Annotated in this window: 15 protein-coding genes; 7 read left to right on the forward strand and 8 right to left on the reverse strand. The window is 64.7% G+C overall.

Annotation, left to right across the window (positions count from 1 at the left end; genetic code table 11):
• Nucleotides 1–5: 5 nt before the first annotated feature.
• The 3 genes from ACODSK_RS06040 to ACODSK_RS06050 all read right to left on the reverse strand — a co-directional run bounded on the left by ACODSK_RS06040 (nucleotide 6) and on the right by ACODSK_RS06050 (nucleotide 1,342).
• On the reverse strand, nucleotides 6–368 hold the full coding sequence (locus ACODSK_RS06040) for a YgaP family membrane protein (RefSeq protein WP_489014601.1): 363 nt from the start codon (nucleotides 366–368) through the stop codon (nucleotides 6–8).
• Nucleotides 369–435: 67 nt separating this feature from the next.
• Nucleotides 436–906 carry an RNA methyltransferase gene (locus tag ACODSK_RS06045; protein ID WP_009399572.1) on the reverse strand — a complete coding sequence of 157 codons (471 nt, stop codon included), beginning with the start codon at nucleotides 904–906 and terminating at the stop codon, nucleotides 436–438.
• A 64-nt stretch (nucleotides 907–970) separates the two neighbouring features.
• Nucleotides 971–1,342: a YajD family HNH nuclease gene (locus ACODSK_RS06050; protein WP_489014603.1), complete on the reverse strand. Its 372-nt coding sequence runs from the start codon at nucleotides 1,340–1,342 to the stop codon at nucleotides 971–973.
• Between the two features lie 123 nt (nucleotides 1,343–1,465).
• On the opposite strand from ACODSK_RS06050, the gene ACODSK_RS06055 reads away from it, so the two are divergent.
• Entirely contained in the window at nucleotides 1,466–1,738 is a 273-nt protein-coding gene (locus ACODSK_RS06055; RefSeq protein WP_489014605.1) for a hypothetical protein, read from the forward strand.
• Here ACODSK_RS06055 and ACODSK_RS06060 read toward each other — a convergent pair.
• Complete coding sequence (locus ACODSK_RS06060; protein WP_489014607.1) at nucleotides 1,735–2,208, reverse strand: Crp/Fnr family transcriptional regulator; 474 nt, start codon at nucleotides 2,206–2,208, stop codon at nucleotides 1,735–1,737. The two genes, ACODSK_RS06055 and ACODSK_RS06060, sit on opposite strands and share 4 nt — an antisense overlap.
• Nucleotides 2,209–2,294: 86 nt before the next feature.
• Nucleotides 2,295–4,346 carry a S9 family peptidase gene (locus tag ACODSK_RS06065; protein ID WP_489014608.1) on the reverse strand — a complete coding sequence of 684 codons (2,052 nt, stop codon included), beginning with the start codon at nucleotides 4,344–4,346 and terminating at the stop codon, nucleotides 2,295–2,297.
• A gap of 82 nt (nucleotides 4,347–4,428) precedes the next feature.
• Here ACODSK_RS06065 and ACODSK_RS06070 point away from each other — a divergent pair, with 82 nt between their 5' ends.
• Genes ACODSK_RS06070 through ACODSK_RS06085 form a run of 4 tightly spaced genes read left to right on the forward strand, consistent with a single transcriptional unit; the run spans nucleotide 4,429 to nucleotide 7,017 of the window.
• Nucleotides 4,429–4,920, forward strand: a complete 492-nt coding sequence (locus ACODSK_RS06070; RefSeq protein ID WP_489014610.1) for an MFS transporter — start codon at nucleotides 4,429–4,431, stop codon at nucleotides 4,918–4,920.
• Nucleotides 4,921–4,935: 15 nt separating this feature from the next.
• Nucleotides 4,936–5,715: a class II glutamine amidotransferase gene (locus ACODSK_RS06075; RefSeq protein WP_489014611.1), complete on the forward strand. Its 780-nt coding sequence runs from the start codon at nucleotides 4,936–4,938 to the stop codon at nucleotides 5,713–5,715.
• An 11-nt stretch (nucleotides 5,716–5,726) separates the two neighbouring features.
• A complete protein-coding gene (locus ACODSK_RS06080) occupies nucleotides 5,727–6,248 on the forward strand; it encodes a DUF2937 family protein (protein WP_489014612.1) in 522 nt (173 codons plus the stop codon).
• Between the two features lie 19 nt (nucleotides 6,249–6,267).
• Nucleotides 6,268–7,017: a 5-oxoprolinase subunit PxpA gene (locus ACODSK_RS06085; protein ID WP_489014614.1), complete on the forward strand. Its 750-nt coding sequence runs from the start codon at nucleotides 6,268–6,270 to the stop codon at nucleotides 7,015–7,017.
• A gap of 106 nt (nucleotides 7,018–7,123) precedes the next feature.
• Here the strand turns inward: ACODSK_RS06085 and ACODSK_RS06090 are convergent, their stop codons facing one another.
• The 3 genes from ACODSK_RS06090 to ACODSK_RS06100 form a co-directional block, all read right to left on the reverse strand.
• Nucleotides 7,124–8,302: a vWA domain-containing protein gene (locus ACODSK_RS06090; protein WP_489014616.1), complete on the reverse strand. Its 1,179-nt coding sequence runs from the start codon at nucleotides 8,300–8,302 to the stop codon at nucleotides 7,124–7,126.
• Nucleotides 8,303–8,321: 19 nt separating this feature from the next.
• Nucleotides 8,322–9,167, reverse strand: a complete 846-nt coding sequence (locus ACODSK_RS06095) for an AAA family ATPase (RefSeq protein WP_489014618.1) — start codon at nucleotides 9,165–9,167, stop codon at nucleotides 8,322–8,324.
• A gap of 125 nt (nucleotides 9,168–9,292) precedes the next feature.
• Nucleotides 9,293–10,378, reverse strand: coding sequence for a DUF748 domain-containing protein (locus ACODSK_RS06100; protein ID WP_489014620.1), 1,086 nt, complete (start codon nucleotides 10,376–10,378; stop codon nucleotides 9,293–9,295).
• Nucleotides 10,379–10,505: 127 nt separating this feature from the next.
• Here ACODSK_RS06100 and cysK point away from each other — a divergent pair, with 127 nt between their 5' ends.
• Together cysK and ACODSK_RS06110 are read left to right on the forward strand one after the other, a co-directional pair.
• Nucleotides 10,506–11,480, forward strand: coding sequence for a cysteine synthase A (cysK, locus tag ACODSK_RS06105; protein ID WP_489014622.1), 975 nt, complete (start codon nucleotides 10,506–10,508; stop codon nucleotides 11,478–11,480).
• Between the two features lie 252 nt (nucleotides 11,481–11,732).
• Complete coding sequence (locus tag ACODSK_RS06110) at nucleotides 11,733–12,668, forward strand: aspartyl/asparaginyl beta-hydroxylase domain-containing protein (RefSeq protein WP_489014624.1); 936 nt, start codon at nucleotides 11,733–11,735, stop codon at nucleotides 12,666–12,668.
• The last annotated feature ends 73 nt before the right edge of the window (nucleotides 12,669–12,741 follow it).

Raw genomic sequence — 12,741 nt, forward strand, 5'->3', positions numbered from 1 at the left:
AATTCTCAGGGCTTGGGACTGGCCAGCGAATCATCCCCGGTCACCGTCGCCGTTTTGGTCGCCGCCTCGGCCGCATCCTTCAACGACTTCAGCTCGCTCCCCGTCCGCTCGATCCTGGCGCGGATCCCGTCCAGGTCCTGGCGCCCCTTCTCCAGCAGGCTCTTGGCCGAACAATGCCCGGTCACCCCGCGAGCCAGCACCGCACCGCCAATGGCGATCTGGATCAGGCCGAACAGGCCGCCGCGGCGCAGCCCCTTGCCGACCATCACCACCCCGGTGGCCACGGAGCCGGCGCGCTCCCAGCCCTGGACGTTGTGCTCGGGCTTGCTCTGAAAGGGCGTTGCCGGGATCTCTGGCTTCTGGCGCATGGGCGCTTCTCCTCTTGAGTGATGTGATAGTCAGCAGACCGCCTGGCGGCGGCCGATGTTCCATCGCTTACTTGAAGCGTGGTCCGGAACGGGTGTTCAGACCCTTGGCCATACGGTCGTAGAGCACCACGTTGACCGTGGCGGCCAGGTTCATGCAGCCGTTGGTCGGGATGTAGATGGTCTCTTCGCACCAGGCGCGGACATCGTCGTCGAGGCTGCCGTCCTCGGGGCCGAAGATGTAGATGGCACGGTCCGGGTGGGTGTATTCCGGCAGCGGGCGGGCGCCCTCGACCAGTTCCACGGCCACCGGGGTGCAGCCCAGGGGAATGATCTTCTGCAGGTCGTCGATGCCGATCAGCGGGATGTCGTAGTGCACCCGCTTGGTGTCGGTGACGAAGTCGCGGGCGCGCTCGTAGCGCTTGCCGGTGTAGAACACCGAGTTGACGCCATAGCAGCCGGCCGCACGCATCACCGAGCCGACGTTTTCAGGGGATTTGGGGTTGTACAGGCCGATGCAGCTGTACCTTTTGTTCGCCACGTGCCGGGCCCTTCGCAAAAAAGAGCCGATTATACGGATTCCCCGGCACGGGCGGGCAGCGGCCTCAGTCCTTCTTCAGCATCCCGGCGAGGGCGGCGAAGGGATTGTGGGTGGCCTTGGCGATCGACGGCGTGCTCAGCGAGCCTTCGCTGAAGTACTGCTGGTCGGTGTAGCGCGAGTGCTCGTTGTCGTGGCAGTACAGGCACAGCAGCTCCCAGTTGGAGCCGTCCTGGGGGTTGTTGTCGTGGTTGTGGTCGCGATGGTGCACGGTCAGCTCGCTCAGACGCTTGCCGGAGAACTCCCGGGCACAGCGGCCACACACGTGCGGGTACATGCGCAGGGCTTTCTGCCGGTAGCCCCGTTCGTCGTCGCGCTTGGCGTCGGCGAGGATGCGGTCGAGCCGCGCGGTGGCGGCGGCGGAGGAGGATTGGGTCATTGTTTTACCTACTGGGCATTTCACGGTTTTGACGCCAGTCTAGCGCCGTTCCCGGCGACTGGGCAGGCAATCCGCTACACGGCGGAGTAGTCTGTACGACATGACCTCGACCAGGAGCCCTACATGCGTCTGACGAGCATCCTGCTGTATTGCGCCGCCAGCCTGGCCACTGCCCAGGCCGATGACCTGCAACCGCGGGTCATCGCCCCCGTCCCCGGTGCGCCCGGCACGGCGACGCCGACGCCCTATCCACAGCTATCGCCACCGGTGATTCCGCGGGCCGCCGATGGCACGCCTGGCGCGCCCTTGCTGCCTCCCATGCCGCTGCCCACGCCGCCCAAGGACCAGCCCTTGCCGGGCCTGACGCCACCCGCGGAAAAGGACAAGGCCGACTAGACCTGCTGGGCCAGCAACTGCCCGTCGACCATGCGCAGGCGTCGCGACAGGGCCACCGCCAGCGCGCGGATGACCTTGGCGGCGATCTTCGGTGCGTCGTTGAGCATCCGGTCCAGCGCGTCCTTGCCCAGGCTGAGCAACTGGCAGTCGCTGGCGGCGACGCAGGAGGCCGATCGACGTTCGCCGTCGAGCACCGCCATCTCGCCGAAGGCGCGGCCCTTGCGCAGCACGGCGATATCCACTTCGCGGCCGTCGGCATCGGTCTTGCGCACCGCCACCTGGCCGGCAACGATCAAACACATGAAGGTGCCGGCGTCGCCCTCGCGGAAGATCACCTCGCCGGCGGCCATGCTGCTCAGGGCGAAGTAGCCGGCGGCGGCAGAGAAATCGCCGGGCTGGAGCTGGTCGAACAGGCCGCAATCCATCAGCAGGTCGCGGATTTCGTTGTTGAGGAAACTGGCTTCGGGCATTGCTTTGGTTCTTTTGTTGTCTGTCCGGGAAGAGATCGCACCGCGACTCTCATCGCGGTGCAAGCTCAGACAACGAAAAACGCGATTTACACCACATCCAGCTCATTCAGGACGAAGGCATATTCCAGGGCCACATCGCGCAGGCCCTGGTAGCGCCCGCTCATGCCACCATGGCCGGCGCCCAGTTCGGTCTTGAGCAGCAGTGGATTGCTGTCGGTCTTGGTCACCCGCAGCTTGGCCACCCACTTCGCCGCTTCCCAGTACTGCACGCGGCTGTCGTTGTAGCCGGCGATCACCAGCAAGGCCGGGTAGGCCTGGGCGCTGAGGTTCTCGTAGGGCGCGTAGGCCTTGATCCGGGCATGCACCTCCGGTTCCTCGGGGTTGCCCCATTCGTCGTACTCGGTGACGGTCAGCGGCAGGTCCGGATCGAGCATGGTGTTGAGCACGTCGACGAAAGGCACTTCGGCGATCGCCACCTTGAACAGTTCCGGGCGTTGGTTGAGCACCGCGCCGATCAGCAGGCCGCCGGCGCTGCCACCGCTGATCGCCAGTTGCCCGGCCGTGGTGATGCCGGCGGCGATCAGGTGCTCGGCGCAAGCGATGAAGTCGCCGAAGGTGTTGTGCTTGTGCTCCTGCTTGCCGGCGCGGTACCAGGCTTCGCCCAGTTCGCCGCCGCCACGCACGTGGGCGATGGCGAAGGCCACGCCGCGATCCAGCAGGCTCAGGCGGGCGTGGGAGAACCACGGATCGAGGCTCTCGCCGTAGGCGCCGTAACCGTAAAGGTACAGCGGCACCGGCTGGCCGAGATCGACACGGCGCTGGACCAGGCTGATCGGTACCAGGGTGCCGTCCGCTGCACGCGCCCAGAGACGCTGGCTGACATAGGCGTCGGCATCGAACTCGCCGAGCACCGGTGTCTGCTTGAGCACCAGTTGCTCGCCAGTGGCGAGGTCCAGTTGGCGCACCTGGGCCGGACGGTTCAGCGCCTCGTAGCGCAGGCGGATGCGTGAGCTGGCGAATTCCAGGCTGTCCTGCACGTACAGGCTGTAGGCGGCGTCCGGCAGTTGCACGCGGTAGGCCGGAAGGCCGGTCGGGCGCACTTCGATGATCGGCAGGCCGCCCTCGCGCAGGCTCAGGGTCAGGGCTTGGGCATTCAGGGTCAGGCCCTCGATCATCACCGTGTCGCTGTGCGGCACCAGCACCTGCCACAGGTCGCGGGTCGGCACGCGGTCGCCGGGGGCGTGGAACAGGGCGAAGTTGATGCCGTCCTGGTTGCTGCGCACGAACCAGCGCCATTCGCCGTCGAGCTTGCCGTGGTCGGCGTCGTATTCATGGCCTTCGACCCGCGGTGCCAGGCAGGCGAACTCGCCTTGCGGGGTATCGGCGTCCAGTGCCCAGGCTTCGCTGGTGGTCTTGCTGTTGAGTATCAGCACCAGTTGGCGCTCGGAGCTGGAGCGGTAGCAGTGCAGGAAGAAGCGCCCGTCGGCTTCCTCGAAGACCGTCTGGGCCTCGGCGCTGCCCAGGCGATGGCGGTGCAGGCGGAAGGGCCGGTGGGTGTCGTCCAGGGTGGTGAAGAACAGGGTCTGGCTGTCGTTGGCCCAGGTCATGCTGCCGTCGCAGTCGTCGAACGGCAGTTCACTGATCACGCCGCTGGCCAGCTCTTTGACGTACAGGGTGTAGATCTCGTCGCCGCTGGTGTCCAGGCTGTAGGCCAGGCGCTGGTGGTCGGGGCTGACGTTGAAGGCGCCCAGGCTGAGGAAGCCACCGGCGGCCAGCTGGTTGGGGTCGAGCAGCAGTTCTTCGCGGCTTTCGTCCACCTGGTTGGAATCGTCGGCCGGGCGCGGGCAACGGTAATGCCGCGGGTATTCGTCGCCGGCGGTGGTGCGGGTGTAGTAGAGATACGGGCCCCAGGGCGAGGGCAGGGACAGGTCGGTCTCGAGGATGCGGCCCTTGATTTCCTCGAACAGGGTCTCGCGCAGATCGGCCTGGTCGGCCAGCTGCGCCTGCTGGAAGGCGTTCTCCGCTTCCAGGTAGGCCATCACCTCGGGAGCGTCGCGCTCCTGCAGCCAGGCATAGGGATCCGCGCCGTCGCCCCGGCGGGCGATCGGGGGGCAAAGGGCTTGAGCGGAAGAGGGCATGTGCGGTTCCTTGGCTGGGGGGCGCCTGCGCGCGGAAAAATCGTTATCATAAGCGCCTGTTTGCCTACCTTCCACGGACGCCATGACCGAAAACGACTATCTGTTCGCCTGGGGCCTGTATGCCCTGGCTGCCCTGGGTTGCCTATGGGTGGGCTTCCGTATCACCGGCTGGATGTGGCGCTGGCTGCGCGAACCGCTGCGGGTGCTGCTGGCGGTGCTGCTGTTGACCCCGACCATCATCGATGCGGCCAAGGACATCTACGCCCCGGCCATCGCCATCACCGCCCTGGACCTTGCCTTCAAGGTCGGCAACAACGTCTGGCGCGCCGCTTCCGATCTGGCCATGTACGGCATGATCGCCTTCGCCCTGTACCTGATCTTCGTGGCCATCCGCCTGCCGCTGGAAGCCCGTGCCCGGGCCCGTCGCGAGCGTGCCGAAGCCGCCGCCAAGCGCCAGGCCGAGGAGGACGAACAAGTGGCCATGGCGCCGCCGGGCAGCCGCGAGCGCTATCGCAACGAGCCGCCGGAGGCCCCGCAGGGTGGCCCGCGCCAGCGTCTCGAACCGCGTCTGTAAGGGGAGCGAGCGACCATGTGCGAACTGCTGGGCATGAGTGCCAACGTCCCCACCGACATCGTTTTCAGCTTCACCGGCCTGATGCAGCGCGGCGGCCGCACCGGCCCGCACCGTGATGGCTGGGGCATCGGCTTCTACGAGGGCCGCGGCCTGCGGGTGTTTCAGGACCCGGCGGCGAGTTGCGAATCGGAAGTCGCCAACCTGGTGCAGCGCTATCCGATCAAGAGCGAAGTGGTGATCGGCCATATCCGCCAGGCCAACGTCGGCAAGGTCTGCCTTTCCAACACCCACCCGTTCGTCCGCGAGCTGTGGGGACGCAACTGGTGTTTCGCCCATAACGGCCAGCTCGCCGACCTCAACGGCCTGACCAGCTTCTACCGGCCGATCGGCGACACCGACAGCGAAGCGGCCTTCTGCGACCTGCTCAACCGCATCCGCGAGGCCTTCCCCGAACCGGTGGAGGTCGAGCAACTGCTGCCGGTGCTGGAGCAGGCCTGCGCCGAATACCGCGGCAAGGGCGTGTTCAATTGCCTGCTCAGTGATGGCGACTGGCTGTTCTGCTTCTGTTCGACCAAGCTGGTGCACATCACCCGGCGCGCGCCGTTCGGCCCGGCCCGGCTCAAGGACGTCGACATGATCGTCGACTTCCAGGCCGAGACCACCACCAACGACGTAGTCACCGTGATCGCCACCGAAGCGCTCACCGAAAACGAAACCTGGCAACGCTACGAGCCCGGCCAGTGGGGCCTGTGGCGCAAGGGCGAATGCATCGCCAAGGGTCAGACCCCAGCCTGAGGAAGAGGCGCATGTTCAGAAGCTACCTGCGATTGATCCTGTTCACCTGCGGCCTGCTGCTGGGCGTGCAGGTGCCTGGTCTGATCAATGACTACAGCCAGCGGGTGCAGGCGCACCTGCTGGAGTCCCGCGAAGGCCTCAAGGGCTTCCAGCAGACCGCCCAGCGCTTCTTCAATGGCGATCTCGATGCGCTGGTGCGGCACTACCGTTCCAGCGACGATCCGGTGTTCAACAGCGATGCCAACAGCATCGAAAGCCTGCAGATCCGCAATCGCCTGCTGGAAAACGAATGGCAGGCCCTGCAGGGCGGCTGGCTGAGCCGCACCTTGCATGTGCTGACCCGCCCGGACCCGGCGATCCGCGAAGAGACCGTCAAAGGCTACAGCTATCAGATCCTGCTCACCCCCGAGGCCGCAAGCTGGGGCCTGGGTTGTGCGCTGCTGTTCGCCCTGGTGGTGGAAAGCCTGTTGCTGCTGGTCGGCTGGGTGATCATGGGCGGTCGGCGCAAAGCCGTACAACCGAGCTGGCGTTGAACCTGATCCGGAGGCCTGCGTGAGCCGTCTGCTGCTGAACTGCGATATGGGCGAAAGCTTCGGCAACTGGACCATGGGTCTGGATGCCGAGGTGATGCCCTACATCGATTGCGCCAACATCGCCTGCGGTTTCCACGCCGGCGACCCCGGCATCATGCGCCACACCGTAGCCCTGGCCGTAGAGCACAAGGTGCTGGTCGGCGCCCATCCGGCCTATCCCGACCTGCAAGGCTTCGGCCGCCGCTCGATGGCCTGCAGCAACGAGGAAATCCGCGACCTGCTGCACTACCAGATCGGCGCGCTGGATGGCATCTGCCGGACCCAGGGTACCCGGGTGGCCTACGTCAAACCCCATGGCGCGATGTACAACGACATGATGGCCGACCACGGCAAGCTGCGCGCCGTGCTCGAAGCCGTGGCCGCCTATGACCGCACCCTGCCGCTGATGCTCATGGCCACCGCCGACGACAGCGCTGCCCGGGCGCTGGGTGCCGAACTGGGCATTACCCTGTGGTTCGAAGCCTTCGCCGACCGAGCCTACGATGGCGCCGGGCGCCTGGTATCACGACGCCTGCCGGGGGCGGTGCACCACGACCCGGCGCTGGTGCTGGAGCAGGCCCTGCGCCTGGCCCGTGGCGAGACCCTGACCGCCAGCGACGGCAGCCCGGTGCAACTGCGCGCCCAGACCCTGTGCGTCCATGGCGACAACGACAGCTCGGTGGCGGCGGTGCGGCAGATCCGCGAGGCGCTGGATGCCCTGCCGTCGTGACTGACAGGGCCCCATCGCTGGCAAGCCAGCTCCCACAAGGATTGTGGTGTGCACAAAACCCTGTGGGAGCTGGCTTGCCAGCGATGAGGCCCTGGAGAGCCCCAGCTTACTTGGACAAAAACCGCATCCCTTCTTCCAGCCCGCGCAAGGTCAGCGGGTACATGCGGTCCTCCACCAGCTCGCGAACGATATTGGTCGACGCCGTGTAGTTCCAGGTGTCCTTCGGATACGGATTGATCCAGATAAGCTTCTTGAATTTCTCCATGAAGCGCTGCATCCACACATACCCGGCTTCTTCGTTCCAGTGCTCGACGCTGCCACCCGGCTGGGTGATCTCGTAGGGCGCCATTGCGGCATCGCCGACGAACACCACCTTGTAGTCCGCGCCGTACTTGTGCAGCAGGTCGAGGGTGGAGGTGCGCTCCGAAGTGCGGCGCAGGTTGTTCTTCCACACTGACTCGTACACGAAGTTGTGGAAGTAGTAGTACTCCAGGTGCTTGAACTCGGTCTTGCAGGCCGAGAACAGTTCCTCGCAGATCTTCACGTGGGCATCCATCGAGCCGCCGATATCGAACAGCAACAGCAGCTTGACGCTGTTGCGCCGTTCCGGGCGCATCTGGATGTTGAGCAGGCCGGCGTCGCGGGCGGTGTGGTCGATGGTGCCGTCGATGTCCAGCTCGTCCGCCGCACCCTGGCGGGCGAACTTGCGCAGGCGACGCAGGGCCAGCTTGATATTGCGCGTGCCCAGCTCGACCTGGTCGTCGAGGTTCTTGTATTCGCGCTGGTCCCAGACCTTGACCGCCTTGCCCTGGCGCTTGCCGGCATCGCCGACACGGATGCCTTCCGGGTTGAAACCGCCCGAGCCGAACGGGCTGGTGCCGCCGGTGCCGATCCACTTGTTGCCGCCGGCATGACGGCCTTTCTGCTCTTCCAGGCGCTTCTTGAATTCCTCGATCAGCTTGTCCAGGCCGCCGAGGGACTGGATCTGCGCCCGTTCTTCGTCGGTCAGCTGGCGCTCGAACTCCTTGCGCAGCCAGTCTTCCGGAATCAGTGCTTCCAGATGCCGGTCGAGGTTTTCCAGGCCCTTGAAGTAGGCGGAAAAGGCCCGGTCGAACTTGTCGAAATGACGCTCGTCCTTGACCAGGATGGCCCGCGACAAATAGTAGAACTCGTCCATGTCGGCGAAGGTGACCCGCGACTTCAGGGCATTGAGCAGGTCGAGCAGCTCGCGCACCGACACCGGCACCTTGGCCGCGCGCATTTCATTGAACAGATTGAGCAGCATGGCGATTGCCCCCGTGGCCTCAGCGGTTGCCGCGGCGGCTCATGAAGGCCAGGCGCTCGAGCAGTTGCACGTCCTGTTCGTTCTTCACCAGGGCGCCGGCCAGTGGCGGGATGGCCTTGGTCGGATCGCGCTCGCGCAGCACCGCCTCGCCGATGTTGTCGGCCATCAGCAGCTTCAGCCAGTCGACCAGTTCGGAGGTGGAGGGCTTCTTCTTCAGGCCCGGCACCTTGCGCACGTCGAAGAACACGTCCAGCGCTTCGCTGACCAGGTCCTTCTTGATGTTCGGGTAGTGCACGTCGACGATCTGCTGCAGGGTGTCGCGGTCGGGGAAGGCGATGTAGTGGAAGAAGCAGCGGCGCAGGAAGGCGTCCGGCAGCTCCTTTTCGTTGTTCGAGGTGATGATGATGATCGGCCGTTGCTTGGCCTTGATGGTCTCGTCGGTCTCGTAAACGTAGAACTCCATCTTGTCCAGTTCCTGCAACAGGTCGTTGGGGAACTCGATGTCGGCCTTGTCGATTTCGTCGATCAGCAGGATCACCCGCTCGTCCGACTCGAAGGCCTCCCACAACTTGCCCTTCTTCAGGTAGTTGCGCACGTCGTGGACCTTGTCCACGCCCAGTTGCGAGTCGCGCAGGCGGCTGACCGCATCGTATTCGTAGAGGCCCTGGTGAGCCTTGGTGGTGGACTTGATGTGCCAGGTGATCAGCTTGGCACCGAAGGAGGCGGCCAGTTGCTCGGCGAGCATGGTCTTGCCGGTGCCCGGCTCGCCCTTGACCAGCAGTGGCCGCTCCAGGGTGATCGCCGCGTTGACCGCCAGTTTCAGGTCGTCTGTGGCGACGTATGCGCTGGTGCCTTCGAACTTCATCTGTCCATCCTCATGAATACGGATGCCGGGCAGTACCCATCCGGCAGAAAAATGTCATACGCGACTATACCCGCCGTCCTACACACTGGGAACGCAGACGGCCCATTCAGTCTCTGAATGGGCCGTCACTCGGTGACCCGGTCAGACTGGGGCGCGGAACGCTCATAACGTGCGTTGAACGCCTGGATAAAGCCGTTGCGCAGGATCTGCAGGAAGGCCTCGAAGGCGCTGATATCGCTGTGATGGACGCTGCCGGACAGCTCGACGCGGGTGGCGAACTGGTTTTTCGGCTGGTTCTTCAGCACCGTCTCGGTGGCGCCGACCAGCGCCTCCCAGACCGAGCGGAAGATGTTCTTGTCCTTGTTCTCCACGTCCTGCTGCCAGTCGAACACTTCGACATCGCGCAGCAGCGGCTTGATATAGCCGGTCAGCCGGCCTTTCTCGGCCTCGGCCTCGATCACCAGGTCGCCATGCCCGGCCTTGAAGTCGAACTTGCCGTAGGCGCTGGCGAAGTCGTTGAGGCGGCGCAATTGCAGGTCGGTGGCGCGCAGGCGGAACTTGAAGTCCTCGAAGTTGCTCAGGGGATCGAAGGTGGCGCTGCTTTCCACCGGGGCATCGCCGAGCAGCAGGGCCTTGCCGTCGAAACTGGCGTCGCGCCGGCCTTGCTGGTCGACCACGTTGGTCAGGTTATGGATGCTGGCATCGAGCTGGGTGGCCTTGAGGTCCACGGCGGGTTTGGAGTTGTAGTTGCGGAAGGTCAGGGTGCCATCCTGGATCAGCACTTCGTTGAGGGTGATGGGCAGCAGTTTTTCCAGCTGTTGCCGCCAGTTGGTGCCCTGGCCGGTCTGTGAGGCCTGCTTGTTGCCGCCGTCGACGAAGTTGAGTTCGGGGCGCAGGAAAATCACTTCACCCACCACGGCATGCTCGGACCACAGCGACTGCCAGCTCACCGACAGATCTATGACCGGGGCATTCAGCAGCGGGACCGGCACCTTGCCGCTGGTCTTGACGATGGTCAGGCCGTTGATCTTGTAGGCACCGCGCCACCAGGCGAGGTCAACATCGGCGATCTGGCCGCGATAATCGCCCATGTCGGCGAGCTTGCCATTCAGGTAGTCGCGCACCAGCCACGGAAGCGACAGGTGCAGGGCGAGCAGCAGCACCAGCAGGCCGGCCAGGCCCGCCAGCGGCCAGCGATAGCGGCGTTTCATCGGCATCTCCAGAGCGCGGATGAAAGGTTGACCGCGGTCAGTTGCACGGAGTTCTACCGGGGTAGACGCACCCCCATGGCAGGCTTACCCTTGAGGTTTTCGCTCGGTGCCAAAAGGACCCCCTGCCATGAGCCGTATCTTCGCTGACAACGCCCATTCCATCGGCAACACGCCGCTGGTGCAGATCAACCGCATCGCCCCGCGCGGGGTGACCATCCTGGCCAAGATCGAAGGGCGCAACCCGGGTTATTCGGTCAAATGCCGGATCGGCGCGAACATGGTCTGGGACGCCGAAAGCAGCGGCAAGCTCAAGCCGGGCATGACCATCGTCGAGCCGACCTCGGGCAACACCGGCATCGGCCTGGCCTTCGTCGCCGCTGCCCGCGGCTACAAGCTGCTGCTGACCATGCCGGCATCGATGAGCATCGAGCGGCGCAAGGTGCTCAAGGCGCTGGGCGCCGAACTGGTGCTGACCGAGCCGGCCAAGGGCATGAAGGGCGCCATCGAGAAGGCCAACGAGATCCTCGCCAGCGACCCGGCCAAGTACTTCATGCCGGCGCAGTTCGACAACCCGGCCAACCCGGCCATCCATGAAAAGACCACCGGCCCGGAAATCTGGAACGACACCGATGGCGCGGTGGACGTGCTGGTCGCCGGCGTCGGTACCGGCGGCACCATCAGCGGTGTGTCGCGCTACATCAAGCACACCCAGGGCAAGGCGATCCTGTCGGTGGCGGTCGAGCCGATCAGCTCGCCGGTGATCAGCCAGGCCCTGGCCGGTGAAGAGATCAAGCCGAGCCCGCACAAGATCCAGGGCATCGGTGCCGGTTTCGTGCCGAAGAACCTCGACCTGTCGATCGTCGACCAGGTGGAAAAGGTCAGCGACGACGAATCCAAGGCCATGGCCCTGCGCCTGATGCAGGAAGAGGGGATTCTCTGCGGCATTTCCTGTGGCGCCGCCATGGCCGCCGCCGTGCGCCTGGCCGAGAAGCCGGAGATGCAGGGCAAGACCATCGTGGTGATCCTGCCGGACTCGGGTGAGCGGTACCTGTCGAGCATGCTGTTCAGCGACCTGTTCACCGAGCAGGAAAACCAGCAGTAACAACACTGCACAACCTTGTGGGAGCGGGTTTACCCGCGATGACGCCGGTGGGCTCACTGTCGCCATCGCGGGTAAACCCGCTCCCACAAGGTCCGCATCGTGCTTTTGATCCTCGGCAATGCCCTGCTGCCGGGTTTGTTGCAAAATTTCCAACACTGTCTATCAGGCCCCGCGTGTTCTTACCGGGGCCTGTTCGGTTTATCATGGACGATTTCCGGCCTAGGGCCTGAACGAGATTTCCAGGAGCATTGAATGACTTTTTCCTTTGTCGCCAAGGCAGGCGTGCTGCTGCTGTTCTTCGGCAGCGTCCTGTTCGTGCACCTGCGCGGCAAGGCCCGGTTGCCGGTGCTGCGCCAGTTCGTCAACCATTCCGCACTGTTCGCCCCCTACAACTCGCTGATGTACCTGTTCTCCGGGGTGCCGTCCAAGCCGTACCTGGACCGTGAGCGCTTCCCCGAGCTGGACGTGCTGAAGAACAACTGGGAAACCATCCGCGAAGAGGCCATGCACCTGTTCGACGAGGGTTACATCCGCGCCGCCGAGAAGGACAACGACGCCGGTTTCGGTTCGTTCTTCAAGAAGGGCTGGAAGCGCTTCTACCTGAAGTGGTACGACAAGGCCCTGCCATCCGCCGAGCTGCTGTGCCCGAAGACCGTCGAGCTGGTCAACAGCATTCCCAACGTCAAGGGCGCGATGTTCGCCCTGTTGCCGGGTGGCAGCCACCTCAACCCGCACCGTGATCCCTTTGCCGGTTCGCTGCGCTATCACCTCGGCCTGACCACGCCGAACTCGGACAACTGCCGCATCTACGTCGATGGCCAGCCTTATGCCTGGCGTGACGGCGAGGATGTGATGTTCGACGAGACCTATGTGCACTGGGTCAAGAACGAGACCGATGTCACCCGGGTGATCCTGTTCTGCGACGTCGAGCGTCCGCTGAGCAGCCCGTTGATGACCAAGATCAATCGCAAGGTCAGCGCCTTCCTCGGCCGCGCCACCGCGCCGCAGAACACCGATGACGAGCGGGTCGGCGGGATCAACCAGGCGTATGCCTGGAGCAAGAAGTTCAGCAATGTCATCAGTGCCCGGGTGAAGACCTTCAAGCGGGCCAATCCGAAGGCTTACCGGGTGCTGCGGCCGGTATTGGCCGTGGTGGTTGCCTATCTGCTGTATCGCTGGTTGTTCTGATTCGTTCTCTAGGGCCCTATCGCCGGCAACGCCGGCTCCCACAGGTTTCGGCGGCGCACGCGGTACCTGTGGG

The sequence above is a fragment of the Pseudomonas sp. FG98 genome, assembly GCF_057808595.1.

Bases quoted from the DNA above. Each gene is read 5' to 3' on its own strand.
- ACODSK_RS06040 (WP_489014601.1), bottom strand. From the start codon at position 368: ATGCGCCAGAAGCCAGAGATCCCGGCAACGCCCTTTCAGAGCAAGCCC.
- ACODSK_RS06050 (WP_489014603.1), bottom strand. From the start codon at position 1,342: ATGACCCAATCCTCCTCCGCCGCCGCCACCGCGCGGCTCGACCGCATC.
- ACODSK_RS06055 (WP_489014605.1), top strand. From the start codon at position 1,466: ATGCGTCTGACGAGCATCCTGCTGTATTGCGCCGCCAGCCTGGCCACT.
- ACODSK_RS06060 (WP_489014607.1), bottom strand. From the start codon at position 2,208: ATGCCCGAAGCCAGTTTCCTCAACAACGAAATCCGCGACCTGCTGATG.
- ACODSK_RS06065 (WP_489014608.1), bottom strand. From the start codon at position 4,346: ATGCCCTCTTCCGCTCAAGCCCTTTGCCCCCCGATCGCCCGCCGGGGC.
- ACODSK_RS06070 (WP_489014610.1), top strand. From the start codon at position 4,429: ATGACCGAAAACGACTATCTGTTCGCCTGGGGCCTGTATGCCCTGGCT.
- ACODSK_RS06075 (WP_489014611.1), top strand. From the start codon at position 4,936: ATGTGCGAACTGCTGGGCATGAGTGCCAACGTCCCCACCGACATCGTT.
- ACODSK_RS06080 (WP_489014612.1), top strand. From the start codon at position 5,727: ATGTTCAGAAGCTACCTGCGATTGATCCTGTTCACCTGCGGCCTGCTG.
- ACODSK_RS06090 (WP_489014616.1), bottom strand. From the start codon at position 8,302: ATGCTGCTCAATCTGTTCAATGAAATGCGCGCGGCCAAGGTGCCGGTG.
- ACODSK_RS06095 (WP_489014618.1), bottom strand. From the start codon at position 9,167: ATGAAGTTCGAAGGCACCAGCGCATACGTCGCCACAGACGACCTGAAA.
- ACODSK_RS06100 (WP_489014620.1), bottom strand. From the start codon at position 10,378: ATGAAACGCCGCTATCGCTGGCCGCTGGCGGGCCTGGCCGGCCTGCTG.
- cysK (WP_489014622.1), top strand. From the start codon at position 10,506: ATGAGCCGTATCTTCGCTGACAACGCCCATTCCATCGGCAACACGCCG.
- ACODSK_RS06110 (WP_489014624.1), top strand. From the start codon at position 11,733: ATGACTTTTTCCTTTGTCGCCAAGGCAGGCGTGCTGCTGCTGTTCTTC.